Here is a 26,703-nt window from a genome sequence, read left to right on the forward strand (position 1 = left end):
TTGACACCCCCATCACATCATAATGGCGCCATCTACATGAAGCGTATGGCCATGAACATACGATGCCTCATCAGATGCTAAAAACAAATAGGCATTGGCTATATCCCGTGGGGTTCCTAAACGTTGTAACGGCACGATTGCCCGCATTTGAGCCAAAATATTTTCAGGCATCTTTTTGACCATAGCTGTTTCTGTAAAGCCAGGTGCCACTGCATTGACATTGATGCCTTTACGCCCTAATTCCTTTGCCCATGTTTTGGTCATCCCTACAATGGCAGCTTTCGTCGCTGCATAATTCGTTTGACCAACATTGCCATAGACCCCACTAACCGATGATGTATTAATGATTTTGCCACCTCCAGCTGCCACCATATGGGGAATGACCTCCTGTGTGCAATGAAAAACGCCTGTCAAATTGACATCTAACACCTGCTGAAATTGGTCATCTGTCATCTTTGTTAGCATTGCATCTCTTGTAATACCTGCATTATTCACTAAAATATCAATGCGTCCAGCCTGTTCGATCACTGCTGTCACCAGCTGGTTAACGCTCTCTCTACTTGCCACATCCACCTGTATAAATATAGCGTTTCCGCCTAGTTGTTGAGCTGCGAGATTCCCTGCCTTCTCATCGAAATCAGCGATAAATACCCATGCCCCTTCTTCGATGAAACGCTCGGCAGCCGCATAGCCGATGCCATTGGCTGCACCTGTAATAATGGCTACTTTATTGTTTAAACGCATACTGTCTTCCTCCAATTTCTAAAAAAGCCTCGATTTCAGCTGTTAATTGTGCTAAATCATCCATCAATGGTGAATGTCCACAATCTTTTAAGCTAACAAACTGTGCCGTTTTGCCTAAGTCTTGCAGTAATTCCGCATTCATTTCCTCTGTAATAACTAAGTCACGATCCCCTCTCAGTACTAAAATCGGTATCTGGAGTAGGAGAGCTTCGTGTGACCCTTTTGTCACATCATTGTCAACAGCACTTATATTAAATGTATTGAGTGCATGATACACCTCTGCTAAGTTGCGCTGTGTTAGCATATCCTCTATATATTCTTGGTATTTTTCCTCGTTTGGTTGCTGATGGGTATAAATTAAAGCATTCCATATCGACCGTAAACCTTCGCCGTTTTTTGTGTCATAAAAGCCTTGGATAAGCTTTGTTTTCGATGTATCCACAAGTACATCTTCATAGTTATAGGCTCGCTTAAAGCAGGCTGGATCGCCTGTTCCTAAATCCGTATAAAATGGATAGCCACGTGTAGAAGCGGAGGCCAGTAAGATTAATTGCTGGCAATAACCTGGATAATTGGCTGCAAACTGCATACAAACAGCTCCGCCAGTTGACCAGCCAATCATGTCAAAGCTTTGCAATTGCATCGCATCCACAAATAGCTTAACATCATCACTAAAATCTTTAATGGTATAGATTGGCTGATGATAGGATGAACCTCCAAAGCCTCGTAAATCGATTGCATAGATGGTATATTTATCATCTAAAGCATCTATCAGCACATCCCAATGCTTAGAGGAAGTCATATTGCCATGAACCAACACTAAAGGATGACTTCCTCCAGCTCTTTTGCGATATGCCATCGTCTCACCATTTGCTAGTTGAATTGTTTGTAACATACCATTTCCCCCTTATCCCCAACGTATTGTGATAGCCCCCCAAACATAGCCAATGCCTGCACTCACTAGTGTCACAAGAGCACCTGCTTGAATACGATTTTGCTCCTGAGCTAGCTGTAAGGACAATATTTGATCGATTTGCCCAATATGTCCATAGTCTTGTAAATAAATAGACTGTTCCTGCTGTAAGCCAAGCTCTGCTAAAATATAATCATGTGCAGACCTTTTCATATGCAGCATCGCTAAGTAGTCGAGCTGTTCTTCACTGTATCCACTTTTCGCTAGAGAACGGCGAATAACCTTCAAAAAATGGCTTAATGATTTTTGTTCTAACCTCTCCTTCATCCCAATCGGGTCCAAAACGTCAAGCTGATATAAATTTTCTGTTAAATGGAATGGTGTTAACGGTGTTTTCGTACCTCCAACTGGTACAACTACATCCTCTGAGAAAGAACCATCTGTTATAATTTCCGCCTCTAAAAGCTGATTTTTTTCATAGTTTTTTTGTAGCAATATGGCACCTCCACCAGCCGCCAAATTGTACATAAAGCGCGTTCGTGGATTGCTGTAATCGATAAAATCCACATTGCGATAGCCACCTGCTAAAAGAATGGTATGAATTGTGTCATCTGATGCCATTAAACTTTTCGCTACTTTCAATGCCATGATCGTCGTGCCACAGCGCAATTGCACATCAAATGCCCATGCATTAACCGCACCAAGCTCCTCTTGCATTTTGATGGAGGCTGTCCATAGTGGGTATTCCTTATGCTCTTCACCCATATAGATGATCACATCAATATCTTTCGGGTCCAGATTTGCTTTTTTTATCGCATCCTGTGCTGCCCATATGCCCATTTGCACGGTATGATCATGCTCACCAGGGATTGGCTTTTCATGAATACCCATTTTTTGACGGATAATGTCCTCTGGAATATTTGAAAGAGCCGCAATGTCCTGCGAAGTCATTTTATTTTGAGGTAGATAGATACCTGTACTGACAATACCAACAGTCATTCAAATCGCTCCTTTTCCTGGGGCAGAGCTACGGGCTTTTTTCTTTGCTTTAGCTTTGCTCGCCATTTCCAAAACAGCAGTCTTAGTGAGCCAATAATACCTTTCGGGAAAAAGATAACGGCTAAAATATAGAGAATCCCAAAGAAGATAATCCAACGTTCAAAAATAGGGTAATCTCGTGCTAGCCCTGATAATGCATGCTGTGCATATTCAATCACTGCTGCTCCTAGTAATGGCCCTACTAAAGTGCCGACCCCACCAATAATCGTCATTAATAGCGCATCGAGTGTAATATCCATCGCCATCACACTCGTGTTAACGAAGCGTAAAGAAATCGCATATAAGGAGCCTGCAAAGCTCGCAACAATGCCTGCAACAACGGAGGCAATCACTTTATAGTGCAAGGTATTAAAGCCTAATGATTTCGTCCGTTGTTCATTTTCCCGAACAGCAATTAGTAGTCGACCTGTCGGCGAGTTAACAAAACGGTGGAGCGCTAAAAAGATGACAACTAAGCTTGCTAACACAAAGAAATAGAAGGTCATCCGATCTCTAAAAATATCTGGTGCTCGAAAAGTAAAGCCATCATTGCCATACGTGACAGAGCGCCACTTTTCAGCTACTACTAAAAATAACCCCGAGAAGGCTAGTGTGAGCATCGCAAAAAAATGACTTTTCAAGCGCAAGGTTAATAAACCTACTAAAAAACTAACAAAGCCTGCTATTACCATGCCTATCACGATGGACAACACAAAGATGAATAGTGTGTTATCCATTTGCTTGAGCATGACCGCTGTCGTGTAAGCGCCAATACCAAAAAACATAGCGTGCCCAAAGGAAACGATTCCTGTATAACCGAGCAAAATATCATAGCTCATCGCCAGTATGCCAAAAATGAAAATTTGTGTCAGTAAAATAAGCAGCGTCCTTGAATCATTGACAAAAGGGAGTACGATAAAAATCGCCAATAACAGGAAAAAAGCGATAGAGCGTAAGGACATTTTCTTGTTCATGATGTTCGCTCCTTTCGCATCGTAAACAGCCCCTGTGGACGGAAAATTAAAACGCTGGCCATTAAAATCATATTGACTGCTAGTGATAGCACAGGCACATAATAAGCCATAAAGCTACCTGCTAGCCCTACTAAAATAGCAGCCAACAATGAGCCTGAAAAACTACCCATTCCGCCAATGACGACGACAATAAATCCTAAAATGGCGTACTCCATGCCCATCTCCGCATAGATGACGCCCGAATACGGAGCCATCAACATTCCACTAAGTGCCGCAAGAGCCGCACCCACCATAAAGACATATAGAAATACACGCTTAATATGAATACCAAGAGCCTGTGCCATTTCCTTATCCTGCACACCAGCTCGAACGATCAACCCAATCTTCGTGCGTTTCAGCATATATTGAAAAACACCAAAAATCACAAACCCTATAACAATAATAAATAGTCGATATTTGATGATAATCACGTCACCAAATTCCCAGCTTCCCGCTAAATAGCTCGGCGTTTTTACGGCCACACCATTTGGACCAAAAACCACCTTGATGAATTCCTGCAAAACGAGCATAAGCCCTAACGTAATTAAAATTTGCTGAATATGATTGCCGTAAACAGGCGTAATAATCAATTTCTCTGTAAGCAGTCCAAGTAACGCACCTGTCACAAGCGCACCTATAATTCCTACGATAAAGCTTTCTGTCCACATATAGGTAAAGATTCCCGCATAGGCTCCCCAAACAAATAATCCACCATGCGCAAAATTCAACACATCCATTAAGCCAAAAATTAACGTCAAACCTGCCGCCAGCAGAAATATCAACATCCCTGTTGCCAAGCCATTAATGAGTAAATTGATGAAAAGCTCCAATGATGGTCACCCCCTTTATCCAATTCCTAAATACTTGCGTTTTAGTTCTTCATTGACAATCAAATCCTCCATCATGCCCGAATTTACTGTTCTGCCATCATCGATCAAAGTATAGGTATCACCAATCCGGCTAGCCATCATAAAGTTTTGTTCAACAAGAACAATGGACGTTTTCTTTTTCATTTCCATAATCGCTTCCATCACCTTCTCCACCACTATGGGCGCAAGCCCCTTGGAAGGCTCGTCAATTAATATTAATTGGCTATCATTGATAAAGGCTCTTGCCATGGACAGCATTTGCTTTTGCCCTCCTGATAAATGCCCGCCAGCCTTTTTCCAAAACTTCTTCAAATCGGGAAACAGCTCCAGCACATATTGCTGTCGTTCTAACGTGGCAGTATCTTCCTTATACATGGCTACCTTCATATTTTCCTCTACCGTTAAATCTGCAAAAATCCCTTGATTTTCAGGCACATAACCTATCCCTAATTTAGCCACCTTGTATGTTGGGCTTTTTTTAATGGAGTGGGAGCGAAAGGCGATTTCGCCATTTGTCGCAGGTGTTAATCCCATAATTGTTTTCAAGGTCGTTGTTTTACCTGCACCATTTCGTCCAAGCAGTACGCTAACCTGTCCCTCCCTCGCTTCAAAATTAACTCCCTGCAAAATGTGATATTGGCCGATATGCGTGTGAACCTCATTTAATGTCAGTAAGGTGGTCATCGTACAGCCCTCCTAAATATGCTTGTTGTACGGTATCATTATTCATAATTTCCACGGGTGAACCATCTGCTAGTAGCTGACCATTAAATAACACCATAATGGAATCCGATAAATCTAAAATCATATCCATTTTATGTTCAATGAGCAGAATGGTTTTATTCCCTTGATTTTTAATGGTCCGAATGACCTCTAAAATCGTAGGTACTTCCTCTAAAGACATACCAGCTGTTGGTTCATCGAGTAGCAGAATTTCCGTATCCAACGCAAGTAGCATGGCAATCTCAAGCTTTCTTTTCTCTCCATGGGATAGCATCGTTGTCAGGGCGTCCCGTTTATTGTCGAGTAAAACGAGTGATAATAGCTCCTCCGCTTTGTCGGTAATCGCCTTATAGCTTTTGTAGTGTCGAAATAGCTGATAACGAATCTTTTCCTTTGACTGCACGGCTAAACGAACATTTTCGAGAACCGTTAAATTTGGAAAGACATTCGTGATTTGAAAGGATCGACCCAACCCCATACGTGTTCTTTCGATGGCCGACTTTTGGGCAAGTGATTGCCCTTTAAAATAAACATCACCCGCAGTTGGTTTTAGCTCTCCACTAATCAAATTAAAGAATGTTGTTTTCCCAGCACCGTTCGGCCCTATAATGGACTTTAAATGCTTTTCAGGCATTTGAAAATTAACGCAATCCACCGCCGTATGTCCCCCAAACTGAATCGTTAAATTGTCTGTGTGTAGTATTGGCTCCATCCTCTACTCCCTTCTCCTCTAATAGTTATGTAGAAAGACAGCCATGCTGCCTCTCATTTGTTTAATTCATAACAGGTGGTGCTGTTTCCTCAGGACTTAACTCCCGAATAAGTACGGGTACTGGATAATCCACGCCATCCTGTTGCTCTAAGCGAATCGAATACATCGATTGAAGGGCTTGATGGTCCTCTTCACGGAACGTCATCGTACCTTTTGGTGTCTCAAATGACATCCCCTCCATTATGCCGATCAGCTTGTTGGCATCTGCATCTCCCTCCGATTTTTTCAATGCCTCCATAATGGCAATCGCCGCAGACATGCCGCCAGGTGTAAATAAGTCAGGTACTTCATTGAAACGTTTTTGATGTTCCTCAACTAACCATTTATTGACATCATTTTGCGGTAGCGTGTGGTAATACACCGAAAAACCTTCCATACCAACCAATGGATTCATAAATTGAAGCGCTATAATATCAGGTGCTCCCGTTGAAATTTTAATGCCCTTTTCTTGAATTTTAAGATCTGCGATTTGATTCCATGGTGAATTTGCTCCTGCCCAGACAACGAATAAATAATCAGGCTTAGCATCTAGCACCTTTTGTAAATTAGACGTAAAGTCTGTTGCTGCTGGGTCTGCATACTCCTCTAACACAATGTCAGCACCTAATTTCTCCGCTGCCGTTTTAAACGCATTCACCCCATCCCAGCCAAACGAATAATCTGGGGCAAATGTAGCAATCTTCACACCTTTACCAGCAATAGCCGCCGCGGCTGCATAGGCATCCTGTGATGAATTACGACCTGTACGGAAAATATACTCATTAAACTCAGAACCTGTAATACTGTCAGCCACCGCAGGCTCCACCACCATAATTTTTTCATACTCCTCTGCCAGCGGTAGAACAGCAAGGGTATCACCAGAACTTGAAGAACCTACTAAAAAATCAACCTGGTCATCTTCTAATAGCTTTGTTGCTTTCTGCACGGCCACCTCCGGCTTTGTCTCCGTATCCTCATACACAACCTCGATTTTCTTACCATTGACCTCCATCGTCCCACCAGTCGCATACTCAATCCCTAAATCAAATCCCCGCTGCGTCTGCTTCCCATATGATTCAAGCGCCCCCGTTAACGAAGCAAGCACCCCAATCTTAATCGTGCCTCCTTCCGCCGTCACCGCTTTTGTCTCACCATCGGAGGAATCTGCATCTGTTGCATCATCCTTCGTATCCTCCCCACTACAAGCTACCAACACCACAGCCAACATTACTAAAAGAAACCAATACCACCGCTTCTTCATCCTATACCCCCCTTTAAAATAAGCTCCATAGAAAGCGCTTTCTTGCTATGACAACACTATACAAAAGTCCAGTTACAAATTAGTTACAAAAAATGCTTTGCACAAAAGTACAAAGCATTTTTCTGTATCGATGTTATGGAATTATTTATTAAAAATTTAAAAGTGTTAAAAGATTTATCGCTACGCTACTAATTACATCAGGTAAAAAGAAAGACAAAAACGTTGAATATACAACATTTTTGTCTTTTGTATTAGGAACTATTTTTTAGTGTTTCAAACTGCATTCTGTAGTACGCTTCATGAAGACCATTCCTGCTTCAATACACTATACAAGAAGGAATCTCGCCAAATACCGTCTTTCATTAACATATTTTCACGTAATATTCCTTCTTTGGCCATTCCAACCTTTTCTAAAACCTTTGATGATCCAATGTTTCTTGGGTCACATGTTGCATAAATACGATGGAGCTTTAATGTGTCAAAACCGAAAGTGATCACTAATTTAGCACTCTGCGTTGCTACTCCCTTCCCCCAATAGTCAGGGTTAACAATATAGCCAATTTCCCCCACCTTATTCGTGAAATCCCTAATCATTATCTCAACCGAACCTATTAAAGTTTCTTGATAAATAATAGCAAAAACATATCTTTCCCTTGGTGTTTGTCTTGCTTCATCGAGTGCATCCTGAATGAATTCTTTTGAATCCTCCTCTGTATTCGGTCCCCATGTTTGATACCTACAAACAATCTCCTGTGAGGCATATTTATGAACATCAATCCAGTCATGTGGCGTGAATTCCCTTAAAAATAATTTTTCATTTGCAAGTATCACTTTAATTCATCTCTCCTTCTACACGATTCAACCATTCACTCATCTTGTTCAATCTGCAAATTGTGGCCAGCCTTTTATTTGTCTGACAAAATGGCATTTAAATATGTTGCTTTTTTTAACTTGTTCATATAGTTCATTTCTACTTATGAGTGGCTCTCCCTACACTACAAAGTAGTACCACCCGAATAAGATTCCCTCATTTAAACGACGGCACTAGCTATCCCATAATTAAATCATAGACAGCCATGGTCGACTCCATAGGGGTTGTATTTAATTCGCTCTGTAACTGCTGTACACATTTTTCGTACCATTTGTATGCTAGAGAACGGTTTTGGAGTTGGTAGTAGCTGTACATAAGCAGGCGATAGCCCTCCTCCCATAGTGCATCCTCTCCAATTATTTTCTCTGCATAGTGGATGGCTTTTTTATATTGCTGCTGCCTTGTGGCATTTTGTGCCAAACGTTCTAGAACTTCTATATATAAAAATTGTAGCTTTTCGCGATCTTGAGTAAGCCAGTCGATTTGCTTTTTTTCTGCATATAAGGCGTCTGGATAACTCGCTTCCGCTAACAGTAGCCATTCATCGGACAACTGTGGATCAAATTCCTCCATTCCTAGGTTGTAATAATAGTGAAATCGTTCCACGTCAATTTGGAGAAAGGCAATATTTTGCAACTGATACATATTATTCTTACGTTGAATAAAAAAGCTCTCCTGCCTTGCATGTCGTTGTGGCTCCAACACTTTTAATAATGTATTTAAGACCACTTTAAAATCCCGATCTAAAGACTCGATAGTGCGGTCTGGCCATAATGCCTGCGCTATCTCTTCCTTTGGTGTAAAACGATTGCGATGACAATATAGATACACGAACAATTCCTTCGATTTATCACGTTGCCATTCTTTATCTTCGAGCTTTCTTTGTGCTCGAATTAAACTTAAACTCCCAAAAAGATTGATTTGTATTGCATCATGCGGATAATTGATACTGTCCTCCACTTGAAAATAGCTTCGTAATGCAAGAATGGCTGCATGTTCCACACCTCCTGTTTGGCTAAAATGCAATAGCTCATAGAAAATCATTCGATCACTTGGACCAAGTATCATTTTCCTTTGTAAAAAATAGTCATAGCCATTTGCCAAACATAATTGCGCAAACTGTTGAAAATACGGATGAAATTGGTCTCTATTATTTTCTTGAAACGCGATAACGGATTGATAGAATAGAACATGCATCAAGCCATTGCGATCTCCGCATTCCTGAAATAGTTGTTGTGCCTTCCTTACTAATTGCTTCGCTCGTTCTGTTTCTTGCTGGGAGAGAATGATTTTCACTTCCGCTAAAAGAATGAGGCCTGTCATCCAAGCATCTTGTACTTGCTCGGTTTCTCGTAAGCCCAATGCCAAGTATTTCTTAGCCGCTACTATATCTCCTAAATAATGTTTAGCAATCGCTAGCCCCATATAAGGTTCGGCCTTGACTCGAGAAATATTAATGGCATTCAATAAAGTCAACGCTTTTTCATAGGCTTGACATGCCCCTTGATAATCTGGGAAATCCATTAATAGTAGCGCATGTGCTTTTCTGATATAACCAACCGCCTCTATAAAAATAGACTTCTCTCTTAACCCCCTGCGTATCCCATGCTGGGCTGCATACCAAGCTTCCTTTCCTTGTCCTAACAATGCATAGACAAATGCTGCTAGTAGTTCACTTTCACGATGGGTTGCCACAAGCTGAGGTGGCAATTCAAGGCGCTGTGCTAATAATTCCTTCGCCTCTCGTAATTGCCCAGTCCGTAGTAAAACTCGGACATCCACATTCGCTCGTTGCATGACATCCGCTGGCAATGCCACGTCCTCCATAAATAACTGTGCACCCTTGGCCTTCCCTAAGTTCACTAAGTTTTCAGCATATTGCCGTTGAAGTTCTAATAATTCCTCTTTTAGTAAGGGGGTATATTTGGCAAGCTCTAATGCTTTTTCTAAATAAGGCTCTGCTAATGCAGGCTGTATAGTGTCTAAGTAAATATGTGCCAAACCTGCTTGAGATTTTGTCATAAATAGGTGATCCTGCTGCTGCTGTGCGATCATTGCACACTTGTCGTAGGATTGTTTCGCCTTTTCATAATAAGCACGGTAGCGATGGCATTCGCCATCAAAATAATATAATCTATAAAATGTATCTTTTTCTTGTACAGTAAATCGATTGATTTTTTCTAATAACCATTCAAATTGTCCAGCACGTACTAATGGCTCTGCATGACGCTGTAATAGCTCTCCACAAAAATCATGGTCATTCGTTTTAAAGGCATGATAAAGCACAGCTTGAATATTATGCCGTTCCATATAATAGAATGCCGCTTGTTTATGAAGGTCTGTATAGCAACTTGTATGCTGACGCCATTTCATTTCTAAAAACCGACTAAACAAAGCATGGAAGCGGTATAAACCATCTGTTGTCACTGGTTGAATAAATAAATGACGCTGTGATAAAGTATTCAACATTTGTGCCATCTCAAAGCCATAAAAATCTTCCAATAGCTCCGCTGAAAATGTAGGAAAAATAGCTAGTTTTAAAATGGTCTCTTGCTCCGTTGCAGTCATCCTACTATAAACCTCTTCTGACAAATAGGTGAAAAGATCATTCGGAGAAATCATTAGCCAATAATCTAAAGAAACATGATGCCATTGCTCTGCTAACAAGGAAAGACTGATGGCCCAGCCTTCTGTGATCTCCAATATCTTGGCCATTTCAGCATCGGATAAATGCACGTCTACATATTCTTCAAAAAAAACAGCAATTTCCTCAGTTGAAAAGGCCAGCTCGTCCTCGTTGATCACTAGCCACTTCTTTTGCAGCTTTAATTTTCTCATAATATCCCAATTCGGTAATGTTCTAGATGCGATAATAAAATGAATCGCTGGTGGAGCAAATTCAATAACTTTCTCCATAAAATAATTAATTGAAAAGACGTGATCCACTAAATGAAAATCATCAATGACAATTAGAAATGGCTCCTCTATGCTACATAGGCAATTGACAAAAAGCTTATACCAGCGATTCAGCTCCTCCATTTTAGGGAAGCGTGACAATTGATTCCACTCATCGAATGTAGGACCAAAATTCGGCACAGCTCGCTGTATGCTAAAAAAAAGATATCTTAAAAAGGGTAATAAATTATCATCTTCTTCGGAAATACTATACCAAGAAAATTTATTCGCTTCGTTCGAGAGAAATTGTGTGAGGATGGTCGTTTTACCATACCCTGCACCACTATGAATAAATGTACAAGTATGGTGATGGCTCTTCTTTAATGTCTTCATAAGTGCGGCTCTATTGATACAATGAGTGGATGGACTTGGTGCCATACATTTTGATTGAATAATAATATCTGTCATGTTAACGATAACCTCCAAATTTGTGTAAGGTTACAATAGCTCCATTTTTTCACAAAAATTCAGATTATTAAATTATTGACAGTTTACCATATTTTATCGAATGAATGGCAAAAATAAAAAACCCGATAATCAAATGAATGATAATCGGGTGATTTTCTATGATTATAGTAATTCTTTACGTAATTCAGCAGCTGATTTTGGTGAAAGCAGACTGAATGGAATATCAAATACTGTTTTCGCTCCTTTATCACCAGCTTGACTTAGACGATGCGCAGCACGTGCATAAGCCACTAATATACTAGATGTGAAGTTTGGATTACTTTCAAGTTTTAATGAGAATTCGAGAATTTGTTTATCGTTTGCTCCACTGTCACCACTGCGAATGACAAAACCACCATGTGGCATACCTGTGTGGTTTGCTGTAAATTCATCTTCAGAGATGAAGTTAACTGTTGTGTTATATTCATCGAAATAGTTAGGCATTGTGACAATTTCTTGTTCCACTTTTGCAGCATCTGCACCGTCTTCTAACACAACCCAACATTCACGTGCATGTTTTTCACGTGTTGTTAATTCAGGGTTTTCACCATTACGTACACGTTCTACAGCTTCTTTAATTGGCAATGTGTATTGAACAGCATTTTTAACACCTTCGATACGACGTACTGCATCTGAGTGACCTTGACTTAAACCATCGCCCCAGAATGTATATGTTGTACCAACTGGTAATACGGATTCTCCTAGTAGACGATTTAAGGAGAATAAACCTGGATCCCATCCAACTGAGATAACAGACACTTTACCAGATTTTTGTGCCGCTGCGTCTACAGCATCGAAAAATTCAGGAATTTTCGCATGTGTATCGAAGCTATCAATTGTATTAAACCATTGTGCAAAATGTGGTCCTTGTTCTGGTAAATCCGTTGCAGAGCCACCACATAAAATCATGACATCAATGTCGTTTTGGAATTTTTCGGCGTCATCTACTAAATATACGCTCGCATTGCTTGCTACGTTTACTGTTGAAGGATCACGACGTGTGAACACCGCTACTACTTCCATATCTGGATTTTGTGAAATAGCATACTCCACACCACGTCCTAAATTTCCATATCCTACAATACCTACTCGAATTGCACTCATTAAAATTCCTCCTAACGATTTCGTGACTTTGTGAAAACTTTCACGTTAAATCTAATTACAATAATACTTTGTGTTAGAAAAATTCACAATAGTTTGAGTATGAGTTTTTCAAAAAGAATTTATATCAGTTTTCTATGGTTTTTATCCAAAAACGGTATGAATGCGGTTACAAATTACTAAATATTCCATGAATCTTAAAGTTATTGTAAAAGCCTTGTAAATAACGGCTATTTTTCCAACCAGTCTTGTACAATAAATGTAACGACAAAAGGGGGCATGTTGAATGAAAAGTACTGGTTACTCATCAAGCACGGCATTGGCACAAGGAGAACTACTTGCATTCCATATGACACAAAATAATACGGCGAACAAGCACCTTGAAGCGAAACAAACTGTTCGTAAACCACATGAAAGTCTTTTACCAAACAATCCTTTATGTATCGGTGTTTTACCTTTTGACGTTATGGAAAACACGCTAGACATCACCATCCAAAAAAATAAGGTGCATGAGGTAGACTTCTACCATAGTGGTAAGGACATCGCTCGCTGGTTCATTAAAAAAAGTGAATACAACAAGCCAAACCCAGACTTCTTTATATGAAGTCTGATATGGTACTTCGTAAGCGTTCTGCTAACTTAATCGGGCGCTTCCTTCTAGCACGATCTCCTGCAAGTCCATCGCTATTGTATCTCCTGAGCCAACTGTGCAAGACGTTTTTCATCAATAATATGGTAGCCTGTCTTACGTTTTTCTAATATCTTCTCTTCACAAAACTGTGCCAATACATATAATAAATGGCGATAAGAAACCCCTAAATACTCACAGATTTCCGTATGCTTTTCCTTATAGACACCTTGATCAGCAGATAATTGAATAAAGGCTGCTAAGCGATTCTCAAACGGATATGCTTGATTTTGTGTATATTTAGATGTCATGTTCGTGGCTTTTTCCCCTAGAAACACACAAAGTCTACGTAAAAACAAGGCATCCACAAGTAACTTTTCCTTACATGCCTGTGTAATGGAGTAACAAATTGTCTTGGTAACAGTTTGTATCCCCTTTGTATACCTCGCCTCATTAAGCAATTCAATTTCCCCCATAAAACGAGGAGCTTCCAAATATTCAATTAGTGAAACTTTGCCATTTTTATGCGTCATATAGAGCTTCGCCTTGCCTTCTATCATGTAATACAATGTATCTGGAAAGGAGCCTTCCTGAAAAATCCACTCTCCTTTGTCAAATTGACACACTTCCAGATAAGGATCGATAGCAAATGAGAAAAAATCATCTATCGGATATTTTTCAAGATATTGGGTACGTGCTTCAGCTGTTAGAATATGCATTTTTTACTCTCCCCTCTAAAAAATATGAGATATCTCACATTATTGTAGCGATGAACATGCTATTATTCAACTTAGTTAATGGAGGTACGGTAATTATATGAACAATCAACGATGGCTTTCTCAGAATTTCTTTACATTTTTCATCACCTGGGGCATTTTCTTACCCTACTGGACAGGTTGGCTTGTGGATGCAAAACATCTGACAGTATCGCAGGCAAGTGTTGTAATGGGCTGTGGGCTACTAGCTCGTGCCACGTCCAATCTTTTCTTCTTTCCAACCCTTGCAAAATATGTACACAATAAACGTCTTATTACGATTTTAGCAGTAGGTGCTCTACTAACTGCATTACTTTATATTCCAAGCACTGGCTTTATCGCATTATTAATCGTGACCATTTTATTTAGTGTCTTTTATCCAGCACTATTACCTGCTGTGGAAAGTAGTGCAGCAACGCTTGTCCAGCATGGCAATATTCACTACGGCAAAAGCCGTTCCTATGGTTCCTTCGGGTTTGTGATTGCTGTATTAATTATTAGTATGTTGACGGGCGTTTTCGGCAAAAACATCATCTTTTGGAGCATGATTATTGGGTTGATCGGCATGTTACTTATGCAGCAATTAGCCACTCCAAAGGAATTACTTGTTGTGCCAACAAAAGAACAACGTGCGAAATCATTATCGATGAAGACTTTATGGACTATCAAGGGCTTCCCGATTGTCTTATTTATCGTAATTTTATTACAGGGTGCACATGCCTCTTATTATAGCTATGGTTATATTTATTTAGAAGACTTACAGGTTGACCCATTCTATATGGGCATGATTATTAACATCGCAGTAATTTGCGAAATCCTATACTTTATGAAGGCCGATACATTATTGACGAAGTGGCGTTCATCGTCATTATTGCTCTTAGCAGCAAGCGGCTCTTCCCTGCGCTGGTTACTCATCTTTATGTTCCCGAATGTCTGGGTGTTTATTGCTTCACAAACCTTGCATGCATTATCCTTTGCACTAGCACATTTCGCTTTTATCCGCTACTTAACGAAAGCTCTACCAAAGGAACAAATTCCAAATGCACAAGGTCTCTATTCCGCATTAGCCATGGGCTTAAGTACAGCAATCCTTACGTTTTTAGGAGGATATTTATACGAAATATCTCCTGGCCTGTCCTTTGCAGCCATGCTTATTTGTACAGTGCCTGCCATCGCTATTTTGCTGCTGACGCGCAAAAAATATCAATATTAACAAACAGCAGGTGAGAATTTCTTTTATTAAAATTATGTGTTTGATTAAAATGTCACACATATTATAGTAGGTAAAAAGAAAAGGATAGATGAACAGGAATTATACCTGTTTACATCTATCCTTTTTGGACAACATATGAACCCATTTACTACTACAACATCTACCACAATACTACAATAAATAATCATTGGCTTCTTCCATGATCGCGCCAGATTGTGGAAGATCGTTATTGAACTAAAGCACTCCGTTAGTTTAAGTGAATTTTCTCACAAATTTATGATATTATACAGTTGAATAGAAAGACAAATTAGAATTTGGAGGTTCACTATGAAAAATGAAGATAAACAATATGCTTTAACTGTTATTACTAATATATTAAAAGTAATGCACAATAAAGAATATGAAAACATTTTAAATTATGTGGATGAATGTGAAGTGGATCATATTGGTGAGTTATTCTATTATGTTCAAGAAACATTAAACTTAAATGGATTTGATTCATTTGATGAATATGGCGCTCCATGTAATTTCCACCCAAAATACGAATATTCACAAATCAACTTCTATGAATTCAATGATAATAGTGGATTTGCTGTTGATTATGCTTTAACTTCAAATTCAAAATTGGCAGATATGTGTTTACAAATGGAGTTTTTATATACGGATGACGGATTAAAAAGTGTTTTTATCACAGTTGACCCACAGTAAAACAATATATTAAAAGGAGAACATATGGAAATATACAATATTAATTTGAATATTCATTATTCTGCTCCACAAGAAGTTTGGGATAAGTTAGAGCGTTTATATAGAGAAATGCCTAACTGGAACAACTTTGTAAACGGCTGTCCACAGTGGTATGGTTCAGATGATAAATTAATAGAAGTAAGTATTGAATCAAGTGGATTACAATTCTATGCTAAGTTACCATCAGAAGAATGGGATGAATGGATTACAATATTTAAGAATAGAGCTACAAAATTATTGGGATATGAAGTTGGCGAACCAGAAGACGGTTTTGAATTTCACTATTATGATTAACCCCACAAATTCCAAGTTGTCCATAAGCTTAATTTGAAAATACATATGACACTTCGGTGTTTTTTATATCATCTCCAATTCTTCCAGTCACACCTAATTGCTATTCAACTAAATGCATCGTTAGCTTAAGTACATTGCTTCACAAACTCAAATCAAGATTAACATAAAGCCCCATTTTTAATTCAATTAAATGGCCCTATTAATGAAAAAGGCACAATTCCTTTTCAAGAATTGCGCCCGATTATTTAATATGTCTTCGAAACAGCGGTAATGAAAATAAATAAATATTATATAAAGGAAATATCCGCTTGAAAGTAGAATATTACCCTACAACCATAATTAACTATTCCGATGAGGAGGATTCATGTGCGTCCACGACCATTATTTATTGAAAATCCAGAGCATGATAGGTATGTTAGTCTTGTGCCAGATGGAGATATTGAAGAAATACTTAATAAGCAACAAGCTAAGACCCTTACCCTCTTAGGCAGCGTATCAGAGGAGTTAGCAAGTAAGACGTACGCACCAGGGAAATGGACTTTAAAAGAAGTGATTGGGCATATGACCGACTCGGAACGTGTGATGTCGTATCGAATACTTGCCATTGCACGAAATGAAATTGCACCACTCCCAGCAATGGATCAGGATCAATACGTTTCTGCGGCAAACTTCAACAAATTATCTTGGGAACAGTTACTAGCTGGTTTAGACACCGTACGTTCCAACACATTAAGCCTGATTTCAACTATTGATGAAGCTGCGTGGGTTCGTAAAGGAACTATAATGAACAGTCCAGTTTCAGTAGGAACCATTGTATATGGCATTGTCGGGCACGAGTTACACCATATGAAAGTGATTAGCGATAAATACTTATAAATCTCTTTCTATTAATGAAAGAACCTAATTTTTCATTTCATACTGAGAAATTAGGCTTTTTCATAGTGAACCTTACTTAGCGTTATAAATCCGCATTTTCCTGACGTTATCCCTATTTATACATTATAATTTCTTATTCAATTATATGTCCCTATAATGATCGAGCACTGATCCTTATTACAGAACCGCGCCCGATGGTGGAAGAACTTTATCTACTATATGAAGTCCAAATTCTATACATTTTTTTACAATCTACCTCAATCTTATCTCTATGCATTGTAACATATACATTCATGTATTCCGCCCATTGTGGTATTAGTTCCGTTAAACAATCAATGACCTTTATATCAGGAGTTGCATAACCGATATTTTCTTTTCTCAAAAAGCCATTGGAGAAATCTTGATATAATGAGTCCGTCCATTCATAAACTTCAAACTGAGAATCAAAAATCTGCTCATCTTCTTGATATTGTCCGTTTACCCAGTATATTTCCATAACAATGCCCCCCTAATTAAATGCAGCGTTCCATAACACTTTGTCCTATAAAGATACTTTCCTAGTTTTCCATGAAAGCGCCCGATTGCTGAATAGCAAGACGGTGATTTGTCTTTTGCTTGTTAAAGTAAAGCATACTGTTAGCTTAACAAGAAATTATTTCCTTTTCTCATAGATTCCTTTTACGAATTGTTCCTTATAATCTGTGTATTCATTGATCCCACCATTTTTCTCTTCTACAAATTTCATTTTCAGTTCTCTGTACTCTTCCCTTGCTGTTTCGTTTGAAATTAAGTAGTTCCTAAAAAAGATTAAATTTTTCCAGAGTTCTTTGTTGTATTCTACTAAGTGAATAAAGTGTGTCTTTTCCTCGTAATGATCATCATTAAACTTCGCAAGCACAATTTCATTAGGGCGTTCCACTTTGAGCTTTAAAAAACCAACTTCCTTTAGCCCTTGAAATATCGATTTATCAACATTTTCAATATCATCAACACCAACGACTAAATCCAATATTGGTTTGGCAACGATATTCTTTATGGCTGTGCTACCAATGTGTTCAATTCTATTCTCTTGAATCGGCGTTGCATTTAAAATATCCTGTTTCACCCTAAAAAACTCTTTTTTCCACTCATCACAATGTGCTTCTAACCTTACCTCATCTCGTTTTAACCCTAATCTCATTTAGTCACCTCATTTTCAATATAGTTAACTAATTCGTTCGATGATTTCTTTATCCTTCTTAAACTCAACTGCAGTGTTAGTTTAAATACACTACTTCACAAGCTAAACTGAATTCTAATGTAATTTTGCCGAATTTCTTTACCATTTTAATCGCCCTTTAGATGATGAAAGACGCATTCCCAACTTTAACAATTGCGCCCTATTGTTCAGTTACTTCATCATAAAACTTACCATAACGGAAGTACGATTCCCACATGATTTTTAAATAATCATTTGAATAACAACAATAATATAATAAAAAACGAAATAAATATATTGATAAACGATAATAAATAGACTAATATCATATTATCATTAAATCGGTGAGGTGCTTCAAATGAATGTTAAACTAAGTTCAACTTTTTTCTTAAAGATCATTGCTTTTCTTATTGGAATTGCGGTACTTGCTGTGTGTATCTATTGGTTACCTCAAGCAGCTTTACGAGATGCCAAAGTGCGTCCAGGAGATTACTCGATATATCCATTGTTAATATGTGCCTATGGAGTATGCATTACGTTTTCTGTTGCATTGTATCAAGCCTATAAACTATTGAGTTATATCAATATAAACAATGCTTTTTCTGAGCTATCCCTTAATTCCTTACAGATTATAAAAAAATGCGCTTTGACAATTATTTTCTTCATTTTGTTTTTAATAGTTTACTTAAGGGTTTCTGCTATGTTCACGGGTGAAGACGCAGCAGGTCCGATAGCACTTGGTCTAATAGGGATTTTAGTAACAGCTATCATCGCTGCCATTATAGACGTACTTCAAAAACCCATAAAAAATATCCTAGAAAATATGTAGGTGTTTCATAATAACCATTTTTATAAAACTCCCTTCGTTGTTGTAGTAATAAATGAGGTCTACTAAATAAAAAAGTACACCACTACTATATAAGTGATGTACCAACTATCCTATAATGTGTGACATTAAAGATAAGTTACTGTTTTAAAATAAAAACATGCGTTCACTTATCTTTAATTTTACAAAGTATTCACCTGCATTCTTATTTTGGATAATACGAAAAACCAGGGTATTTCACCACTGGCCATTTTTCCTTTCTAAGAGCCTGTAGCAACTCAGGGCCAACCTGCAAATTACTTTGCACCAATTCTGTTGGCGTTAAGGCCATCCATTGATTCAAAGATACATCCTGGAATCGGTTACTTTTAAACATTTCTAAAAACCATAATGGCTCTGTGCCAGTATTTTCAACATAATGCCCCGTCGCAAACGGCACATACCCAACATCACCTGCACGATAATCAAATGTTCGTGCTGTTCCATTCCCTGTGAAAACAGTCATTCGCCCTTTTCCTTGTAGATAATATTGCCATTCATCGTTGTTCGGATGCCAATGTAATTCGCGCATCGCCCCAGGTTCAATTTCCACCAGTGCCGCTGCGATATTTTGGGAAATCGGAAAATTAGTTGAATCCACAATACGCACACTGCCACCTGGTGTTTTCAGTGGTGGCTGTGCTAATAAGCGATGCTTAAAAGTTTGTGGAACCTGCCCATAAGGAGACTCCACTTTTTGTGAATTGATGGGACCAGGAACCTGATCCTGATAAATATACACTTGCTCATTCGGAATATGATCAAAAGCACTAATTGGAACCCCAAAATTGGCAGATAGCACATCCTTCGGGGTATGCGCAAACCAATCTGAAATCGACAATGTATTCAGATCTGAGAAATTGCCATCATCAAACACTAATAAAAATTCACAGCCATCCTCTAACCCCTGAATTGAATGAGGAATGCCAGGTGGAAAATACCATAAATCACCTGGTCCTACATCGGCAATAAAATTACAGCCATTTTGATCAACTGCCGTAATCCGAGCATGACCGAGTAGCATATAAGACCACTCCGCCTGCTGATGCCAATGCAGTTCGCGCACGCCTCCCGGTGTCAAGCTCATATTTACACCCGCCAATGTCGTAGCAATCGGTAATTCACGAACCGTAATTTCCCGTGACCACCCACCTTGATTTAATGTCATATGCGTGTCTGAAAACGAGAATCGTAGGTTAGGGATCAAACCCGCATCTGTCGTTGGTGGCACCAGCATATCCGGATTTTCTAAATCCCTCATAATATCGCGTGGCCCCTTATCCACCCCTCCAGCTCCATCATTCCGAATAGGCTGAGGCACTTGAAAATAACCCGGCGGCAAATTGTCCAATCGTTCACCTCTTTATCGTAGAAATTTAAAAAATACTTTCATCCTTCTAAATGTATGGGCACACAGCTTGTACTATTCACTTGCTTTTCTGTTGGGCGAGTGCATGAGAATGGCTATTTGGTTACGAGGAATGATTACTTTTTTGACCGCTTTCCTCACATTATGGAGCGGAGGCATCACTCCTCTAAACGTAGAGCAAATTCATTCCCATGAAAACATAATCAGTTACTGTAGCAAAGCCTCCACTACACATTTATGCAAGATTTGGAGGCCTTCCTGCAATTCGTCATATGTTGCATAGGCATAAGATAGACGAATATGATGATGATCTTGTGGGTCATAAATATAGCCAGGATTGATTAATACTTGTTGCTGCAATAGCTTCATAAAGAATTCTTTGTCTATAAGTGGCTCATGAAACTTGAGCCAAATATAAAAGCCTCCCTTTGGTTTGCTCCAAGTAGCAATGTCTTTAAATTTTCCCTGTAAAATTTGCTCAGTGAAATGGGCTCGATCCTGCAAGTGCTGACGTAAAGATGCAAGATGCGATTCATATTTTCCTGATTGTAGCCAATGTAGGACAATTTCTTGTGAGATAGCACTTGAGCCATAGTCCGTTTGCATTTTTATATCGGCTAATCGTTCGATGACGGTGGTTGGACCAATAAGCCAGCCAATGCGTAGCCCAGGGCTTAAGGTTTTGGAGACACTCCCAATATAAAGGACTTGTCCGCTGCTATCCATTGCTTTAATAGGAGGAGAGGTCGCTTCAAAAAGTAATTCATGATAGACATCATCCTCAATAATTGGAATACGTGATGCCTGACAGGCTTCATAGAGCTGCTTTTTTTCCAGAGATGTCCATACTTGGCCCGTTGGATTATGTAAAGTTGGGATAGCGTAAAATACGGCTTGTTTTTTCCGTTTCCTTTGAGACAATGTTTGGGCAAGCTGTTCATCGCGGTGAATGCTCACCATTTGCATCCCTACTGATTGAAATGGATGGACAGAATTTAAATAGGAGGTTGGCTCCTGAAATACAATAGACCCTTGTTCTAGTAAACCAACGGCAATTAACTGCAATGCCTGAAGTGCACCTGAGACAATGCAGACCTGTTGAGGCTCAGCAACGATGCCTCTGTTTCGTACATAGTCACAGATAGCTGCACGAAGGTGATCATTACCCTGTGGTGAGGAATAGCCCAATGCTTTGGGCTGAAAAGATAGCTCCCTTAGTGAAGCTTCTATGGCCTCTGTGGGCAATAAGCTTGGTGCTAGCTCACCCGTTCCTAAACGAATGACATCCTCACGCTGCTCGTATTCATTAATTAATTGGATAGTGTGATAGTTTGGCTTATGGATACTTGTTTCGATATAGGTTTGCCAATTCGGCTGTGTTTGTTGAATTAATGCATGCCATGAATTATGCGTAACGTAAACCCCAGAGCCTATCTTTGATTCAAGGAGACCTATTGCTTTTAATTCCTCTAAAGCCTGTTGAACCGTGCTACGATTGACGCCAAACTGCATGGCTAACTGTCTTTGGGTGGGCAGTTTTGTTCCTGCTACCCAGTCTCCTTGTTCCACCAGTGCTGTTATCCATTGCACAATTTGCTGTTGTAATGAGGTATCTCTTTGTCTATTTGGCTGCCAGTTCATTTATCCATCACCTTTCCTGCTAGAAAATTGGGTGGATAAAAAACCATCCAATTGGTCGTTTTCTTTTAGTTATACCATATCTAAAATGAATAGTGAAAGGAGGGATGATTGTTGGAAGCTTTTCTTCATGGCATCATTTTAGCATTTGGACTCATTTTACCTTTAGGTGTACAAAATGTTTTTGTTTTTTCTCAAGGTGCTACACAACCCAATTTATTACGCGCCCTGCCAGCAAGTGTAACAGCTGCCCTCTGTGATACAATGCTAATTGTGCTTGCGGTATTCGGACTATCCTTAATTGTTTTACAATTTGAGTGGCTACGTATCGCTTTAATGACTGTTGGTATTGTTTTTTTACTTTATATGGGCTATACCATCTGGCGCTCAAATCCGAGCACTACAGAAAAAAGTGAACCACTGCCCATAAAAAAACAAATTCTCTTTGCCCTCTCTGTGTCGTTACTTAATCCACATGCTATATTAGATACAATCGGCGTCATTGGTACGAGCGCATTAAAATATAGTGGTACAGAGCAAATGATTTTCACGGTAGCCTGCGTGCTAATTTCTTGGCTATGGTTTTTCGGTCTCACGTTGACTGGTGCCTCGTTCAAAAAACTCGATAGCTCTGGTAAGTTGATGGGCATCTTGAATAAATGCTCAGCCATCTTTATTTGGGCAACAGCGTGTTATCTCGCAAGTGGCTTACTGTAGCCTACATAGAAAATGCTCAGGATTCCTCCTGAAGCATTTCATGTTGTTGAAAAAAGATGATGTCAACGGCAGAAAAAGCAAATTTGCAAGGTGAGAGGTTGATTTCCGTTCCGTCAGCGCCCTTTCCAGGGGGCGTCCGATGAGCCGCTTCACTCACTTACGCTCGTTCCAGGGTCTCATCTGTGACGCTGGCTCCACTCCAATCAATCATTCTGCAAAGTGTCTTTACTTTTTTTCATAGTAGTATAGCGATCAAATAGCCCATTATCTGTATTCTTAGAAGGGATAAACTTTTATTTTCAATATGGAGAAGTGATGCGTGACAACACCTCTTCATAAAAAGTAGTGAACACCTTCACTTTATTTGAAAACTTTGCTAAAAAGGTAACACTTTTGTGGGGTGGAGTGGAAGGCTACTTGACTCCCATGGGATAGCGAGACAGGCGAACCTCTAAACGGAGCGGTAGCGGAGGAAGCGGCTAGGCGCTCGCCCACAGGAAAGCAAGTAGCCTGCAACGGAAATCCATTTCTCCCTTTCAATTGACTGTTTTGTTTTTCAACACTAAGAAATGCTCAGGATTCCTCCTGAGCATTTCTTTTAGAGTGAGACAAATACCGTGAGCTGTTCATTAAACAATGTTGTTTCAACGGATTTCGCTTTAGACCACGCTTCACCATAATGAATAGCCTTGACTAATACATTCGCTTGTAATATTGCTTCATGCTGTCGGATGATAGAAAGTACCTTTGTACTACCGTTAAAGGCAATCGACACATATTGGACCACTGGTAGCTGCCATTTTTTCCTTGCGTCTTGAATTGTGCGAATTAATTCTCGCATTTGCCCTTCTTGTAGCAAGCTTTCTGTTAGTTGAACATTCATCAATACACGACATGTGCTATCCTCAGCTAACCTATAATACTCCTTCACAACCGCTTCAGCAACAACATGGGCTGCTAATAATGTTAGCTGTTGTCCTTCCATCTCAAAATTAATCGAACCATTATGCTGAAGCTTTTGCTTTTCTTCATTCGTTAATGCCATCACATATTCTTTTACTTGATTAACCTTTGCACCAAATGCAGCTCCAGCAGTTTTAAAATTCAGCTTATATTGGATGCTTTCATAGGCTGAAAAATCATGCGCCCACCTACAGGCTTTGATGTTTAACTCATCTTGAATGAGCTCACTATAGACTTGAAAATCCATCAGGTCTCCTTTTACGGCAACAATGAGTTCACTTAAAGGTTGCTTAACCTTCATTCCCTGACTATTGCGAATGCTGCGTCCAAGTTCCACTACTGTTAAAACCATTGCCATTTCTTGTTCAAGCTTGACATCCACTAATTGTTCGTCACATGCTGGGTAGTTCTCCAGATGAACACTTTTCCCACATAATTGACGGTAGATGTCTTCAGCAATAAATGGCGTAAACGGTGCTACCAATTGACAAATAGATGTAAGCACTTCATAAAGCGTACTAAATGCACCTCGTTTATCTGCTGTCAGTCCATTTGCCCAAAATCTAGCTCGTGAACGGCGAATATACCAATTGCTTAACTCCTCTACCAACTGAGCAATTTCTCGTGTAGCCTGTGTAAATTGATAATCATCCATGAACGTTGTGACAAGTTGGATAGTGTGATGGAGACGAGACAAAATCCAATGATCTAGAGGTGATCGACTCCCTTTATTTGTAGCATCATACGTAAAGCCATCGATATGGGCATACATTGCATAAAATTTAAACGTATTGTCAAGTGTATCCACTAGTTTCGATTTCGCATCTAAGATAATTTTCTTAGAAAAACGCTTCGGATTCCAAGGGGAGCTGTCGACTAAAAATGCCCACCGTAAAGCATCCGCTCCATATTGCTCGATTAATTCAACAGGCTCTAAAGCATTACCTTTACTTTTTGACATCTTCTGCCCATGCTCATCTAAGACATGCCCTAACGATAGAACATTTTTATAAGGTGGCTTGCCTGTAAATAACGTCGATACCGCTAATAAGCTATAGAAAAAGCCTCTTGTTTGGTCGATTCCCTCAATGACGACATCTGCAGGGAACTGCTGACGAAAAGTCGTGACATCTTCAAAAGGATAATGCTGCTGGGCAAATGGCATCGAGCCACTGTCAAACCAAACATCAATAACTTCTGGCGTCCGCTTCATGTCTCCTTGACAGACAGGACATGTACAGACAATGTCATCAATAAATGGTTTATGAAGCTCTAAATTTTCATCGAAAGCCCCTTTAGCTAATTTTCTTAATGCTGCAACACTACTTGGAGCCACCTCATGAGCACACTCCCGACAAACCCAGACATTCAATGGTGTACCCCAGTAACGATTACGGCTAATATTCCAATCCACTAAATTTTCTAGGAAGTTGCCAAATCGACCGTCCTTAATATGACCTGGATACCATGTCACTTGCTGATTATTTTGTAAAAGCTGCTCCTTTAATGCTGACATCTTGATAAACCAGCTATCTGTTGCGTAGTACAGCAAAGGTGAATCACAGCGCCAGCAATGTGGGTAGCTATGCTCATATTTCTCTTTAGCAAATAGAAGTTTTTTTGCCGCTAGCATTTTAATGATATCAACATCACAATCTTTTACAAAGCGTCCGACAAGCTCAGACACAGCTTCTGTATAACAGCCTTTTAAATCAACTACATTGACAAAGGACAAACCATGGTACTGTACTGTTTTATAATCGTCCTCTCCATAGGCTGGAGCAATGTGCACAATTCCTGTTCCACTATGCTCCGTCACGTAATCCGCCATAACGACAACTTGCCCTTTTTCGACCGTTACATAAGAAAATGGTGGTTGATAGGAAACACCCGCAAACTCTTGCCCATCATGCTCACTTAGTACTTCGATAGGCTCTGTAAAAACCTTTTCTACCAGTGATTTAGCGAGGATGTATATGTTATTCTCATGCTTTACACGTACATATTGAAGAGATGGATTCATAGCCAAGGCTACATTAGCAGGTAATGTCCAAGGCGTCGTTGTCCAGCCTAAGAAATATTCGTCGCGATCCCGAAGCTTAAACATCGCTGTAACGGATAAGTCTTTGACATCCTTATACCCCTGTGCTACCTCATGTGAACTTAAGGATGTTTGGCAGCTAGGGCAATAAGGTGAAACACGATGCCCTTTATATAAAAGTTGTTCCTTGTGTACATGGCTTAAAATATGCCACACAGATTCGATATAATCATTGCTTAGTGTCAGATAAGGATTATCCATATCAAGCCAGTAGCCAAGCTGCTCGGTAAAGGTACGCCATTTTTGCTCATAGGTAAAAACGCTCTTTTTACATGCCTGAATAAATCGCTCTACCCCGTAATTCTCAATTTCCTGCTTCCCAGAGATGCCTAATGCCTTTTCTACTCCTAATTCCACAGGCAATCCATGTGTATCCCAGCCTGCTTTTCGTTCAACGAGATAGCCTTGCATCGTTTTATAGCGTGCCACAACATCTTTAATTGTTCTGCCAAAAGCATGACCAACATGTGGTAAACCATTCGCTGTTGGCGGTCCCTCGTAAAATACAAAGGGCTGCTGTCCAGCACGATTGTTGATGGACTTTGCCAAGGTTCCTTCTTGCGCCCACAACGCACGAATCCTTGTTTCTCGTTCAACCACTGTTTCCTTCTTTTGTTCTTCCTGCATATGAGTTCCTCCTATACAATCCATTT

The 26,703-nt window shown here is 39.6% G+C and carries 24 protein-coding genes; 7 read left to right on the forward strand and 17 right to left on the reverse strand.

Going from position 1 to position 26,703, the window contains the following annotated elements:
* Window positions 1–12: 12 nt before the first annotated feature.
* The 11 genes from fabG to AC6BKE_RS19615 form a co-directional block, all read right to left on the reverse strand.
* Window positions 13–744 carry a 3-oxoacyl-ACP reductase FabG gene (fabG, locus tag AC6BKE_RS19565; protein ID WP_101966704.1) on the reverse strand — a complete coding sequence of 244 codons (732 nt, stop codon included), beginning with the start codon at window positions 742–744 and terminating at the stop codon, window positions 13–15.
* The gene (phaZ, locus tag AC6BKE_RS19570) at window positions 728–1,639 is read right to left on the reverse strand and encodes an intracellular short-chain-length polyhydroxyalkanoate depolymerase (protein WP_058843536.1); all 912 of its coding nucleotides are present in this window, start codon (window positions 1,637–1,639) and stop codon (window positions 728–730) included. The genes fabG and phaZ overlap by 17 nt, the downstream gene beginning before the upstream one ends.
* Window positions 1,640–1,651: 12 nt before the next feature.
* Window positions 1,652–2,656: a 3-oxoacyl-ACP synthase gene (locus tag AC6BKE_RS19575; protein ID WP_058843535.1), complete on the reverse strand. Its 1,005-nt coding sequence runs from the start codon at window positions 2,654–2,656 to the stop codon at window positions 1,652–1,654.
* On the reverse strand, window positions 2,653–3,669 hold the full coding sequence (locus AC6BKE_RS19580) for a branched-chain amino acid ABC transporter permease (RefSeq protein ID WP_340809053.1): 1,017 nt from the start codon (window positions 3,667–3,669) through the stop codon (window positions 2,653–2,655). Before AC6BKE_RS19580 ends, AC6BKE_RS19575 begins: the two co-directional genes overlap by 4 nt.
* The gene (locus AC6BKE_RS19585) at window positions 3,666–4,538 is read right to left on the reverse strand and encodes a branched-chain amino acid ABC transporter permease (protein ID WP_058843533.1); all 873 of its coding nucleotides are present in this window, start codon (window positions 4,536–4,538) and stop codon (window positions 3,666–3,668) included. The genes AC6BKE_RS19580 and AC6BKE_RS19585 overlap by 4 nt, the downstream gene beginning before the upstream one ends.
* Window positions 4,539–4,553: 15 nt before the next feature.
* Window positions 4,554–5,261: an ABC transporter ATP-binding protein gene (locus tag AC6BKE_RS19590; RefSeq protein ID WP_058843532.1), complete on the reverse strand. Its 708-nt coding sequence runs from the start codon at window positions 5,259–5,261 to the stop codon at window positions 4,554–4,556.
* Window positions 5,236–6,012, reverse strand: a complete 777-nt coding sequence (locus AC6BKE_RS19595) for an ABC transporter ATP-binding protein (RefSeq protein WP_058843531.1) — start codon at window positions 6,010–6,012, stop codon at window positions 5,236–5,238. Before AC6BKE_RS19595 ends, AC6BKE_RS19590 begins: the two co-directional genes overlap by 26 nt.
* A 61-nt stretch (window positions 6,013–6,073) precedes the next feature.
* Window positions 6,074–7,312: a substrate-binding domain-containing protein gene (locus AC6BKE_RS19600; protein ID WP_036117673.1), complete on the reverse strand. Its 1,239-nt coding sequence runs from the start codon at window positions 7,310–7,312 to the stop codon at window positions 6,074–6,076.
* 297 nt (window positions 7,313–7,609) lie between these two features.
* Complete coding sequence (locus AC6BKE_RS19605; RefSeq protein ID WP_058843530.1) at window positions 7,610–8,143, reverse strand: GNAT family N-acetyltransferase; 534 nt, start codon at window positions 8,141–8,143, stop codon at window positions 7,610–7,612.
* A gap of 217 nt (window positions 8,144–8,360) precedes the next feature.
* A complete protein-coding gene (locus AC6BKE_RS19610; RefSeq protein ID WP_499857752.1) occupies window positions 8,361–11,546 on the reverse strand; it encodes a winged helix-turn-helix domain-containing protein in 3,186 nt (1,061 codons plus the stop codon).
* Window positions 11,547–11,708: 162 nt separating this feature from the next.
* Window positions 11,709–12,689 carry a diaminopimelate dehydrogenase gene (locus tag AC6BKE_RS19615; protein ID WP_036117665.1) on the reverse strand — a complete coding sequence of 327 codons (981 nt, stop codon included), beginning with the start codon at window positions 12,687–12,689 and terminating at the stop codon, window positions 11,709–11,711.
* A gap of 283 nt (window positions 12,690–12,972) precedes the next feature.
* Between AC6BKE_RS19615 and AC6BKE_RS19620 the strand changes: the two genes are divergently transcribed.
* Entirely contained in the window at window positions 12,973–13,290 is a 318-nt protein-coding gene (locus tag AC6BKE_RS19620) for a hypothetical protein (protein WP_036117662.1), read from the forward strand.
* An 80-nt stretch (window positions 13,291–13,370) separates the two neighbouring features.
* Here the strand turns inward: AC6BKE_RS19620 and yeiL are convergent, their stop codons facing one another.
* Window positions 13,371–14,033, reverse strand: a complete 663-nt coding sequence (yeiL, locus tag AC6BKE_RS19625; RefSeq protein WP_036117659.1) for a transcriptional regulator YeiL — start codon at window positions 14,031–14,033, stop codon at window positions 13,371–13,373.
* A gap of 97 nt (window positions 14,034–14,130) precedes the next feature.
* Between yeiL and AC6BKE_RS19630 the strand changes: the two genes are divergently transcribed.
* The 4 genes from AC6BKE_RS19630 (at window position 14,131) to AC6BKE_RS19645 (ending at window position 17,199) form a co-directional block, all read left to right on the forward strand.
* Window positions 14,131–15,282: an MFS transporter gene (locus AC6BKE_RS19630; protein ID WP_036117657.1), complete on the forward strand. Its 1,152-nt coding sequence runs from the start codon at window positions 14,131–14,133 to the stop codon at window positions 15,280–15,282.
* Window positions 15,283–15,609: 327 nt separating this feature from the next.
* The gene (locus AC6BKE_RS19635; RefSeq protein ID WP_340834375.1) at window positions 15,610–15,990 is read left to right on the forward strand and encodes a DUF7668 domain-containing protein; all 381 of its coding nucleotides are present in this window, start codon (window positions 15,610–15,612) and stop codon (window positions 15,988–15,990) included.
* Between the two features lie 24 nt (window positions 15,991–16,014).
* Window positions 16,015–16,323 carry a hypothetical protein gene (locus tag AC6BKE_RS19640; RefSeq protein ID WP_036117651.1) on the forward strand — a complete coding sequence of 103 codons (309 nt, stop codon included), beginning with the start codon at window positions 16,015–16,017 and terminating at the stop codon, window positions 16,321–16,323.
* 366 nt (window positions 16,324–16,689) lie between these two features.
* Complete coding sequence (locus AC6BKE_RS19645) at window positions 16,690–17,199, forward strand: DinB family protein (protein ID WP_036117648.1); 510 nt, start codon at window positions 16,690–16,692, stop codon at window positions 17,197–17,199.
* A 208-nt stretch (window positions 17,200–17,407) separates the two neighbouring features.
* Here the strand turns inward: AC6BKE_RS19645 and AC6BKE_RS19650 are convergent, their stop codons facing one another.
* Entirely contained in the window at window positions 17,408–17,695 is a 288-nt protein-coding gene (locus AC6BKE_RS19650) for a hypothetical protein (protein WP_338651254.1), read from the reverse strand.
* 156 nt (window positions 17,696–17,851) lie between these two features.
* Complete coding sequence (locus AC6BKE_RS19655; RefSeq protein ID WP_340834377.1) at window positions 17,852–18,379, reverse strand: GrpB family protein; 528 nt, start codon at window positions 18,377–18,379, stop codon at window positions 17,852–17,854.
* Between the two features lie 376 nt (window positions 18,380–18,755).
* Between AC6BKE_RS19655 and AC6BKE_RS19660 the strand changes: the two genes are divergently transcribed.
* A complete protein-coding gene (locus AC6BKE_RS19660) occupies window positions 18,756–19,226 on the forward strand; it encodes a DUF2975 domain-containing protein (RefSeq protein ID WP_036117640.1) in 471 nt (156 codons plus the stop codon).
* 202 nt (window positions 19,227–19,428) lie between these two features.
* Here the strand turns inward: AC6BKE_RS19660 and AC6BKE_RS19665 are convergent, their stop codons facing one another.
* Both AC6BKE_RS19665 and AC6BKE_RS19670 read right to left on the reverse strand, forming a co-directional pair.
* Window positions 19,429–20,613 (reverse strand): oxalate decarboxylase family bicupin, encoded by a 1,185-nt coding sequence (locus AC6BKE_RS19665; RefSeq protein ID WP_499857753.1) that lies wholly within the window; start codon window positions 20,611–20,613, stop codon window positions 19,429–19,431.
* 225 nt (window positions 20,614–20,838) lie between these two features.
* Complete coding sequence (locus AC6BKE_RS19670; RefSeq protein ID WP_340834381.1) at window positions 20,839–22,272, reverse strand: aminotransferase-like domain-containing protein; 1,434 nt, start codon at window positions 22,270–22,272, stop codon at window positions 20,839–20,841.
* Window positions 22,273–22,383: 111 nt separating this feature from the next.
* Here AC6BKE_RS19670 and AC6BKE_RS19675 point away from each other — a divergent pair, with 111 nt between their 5' ends.
* On the forward strand, window positions 22,384–22,986 hold the full coding sequence (locus AC6BKE_RS19675) for a LysE/ArgO family amino acid transporter (RefSeq protein ID WP_271909964.1): 603 nt from the start codon (window positions 22,384–22,386) through the stop codon (window positions 22,984–22,986).
* A 598-nt stretch (window positions 22,987–23,584) separates the two neighbouring features.
* On the opposite strand, the gene ileS is transcribed toward AC6BKE_RS19675, so the two are convergent.
* Complete coding sequence (gene ileS, locus AC6BKE_RS19680) at window positions 23,585–26,677, reverse strand: isoleucine--tRNA ligase (protein ID WP_499857754.1); 3,093 nt, start codon at window positions 26,675–26,677, stop codon at window positions 23,585–23,587.
* Window positions 26,678–26,703: the final 26 nt, after the last annotated feature.

This window comes from Lysinibacillus sp. COL-1 (genome assembly GCF_059814265.1).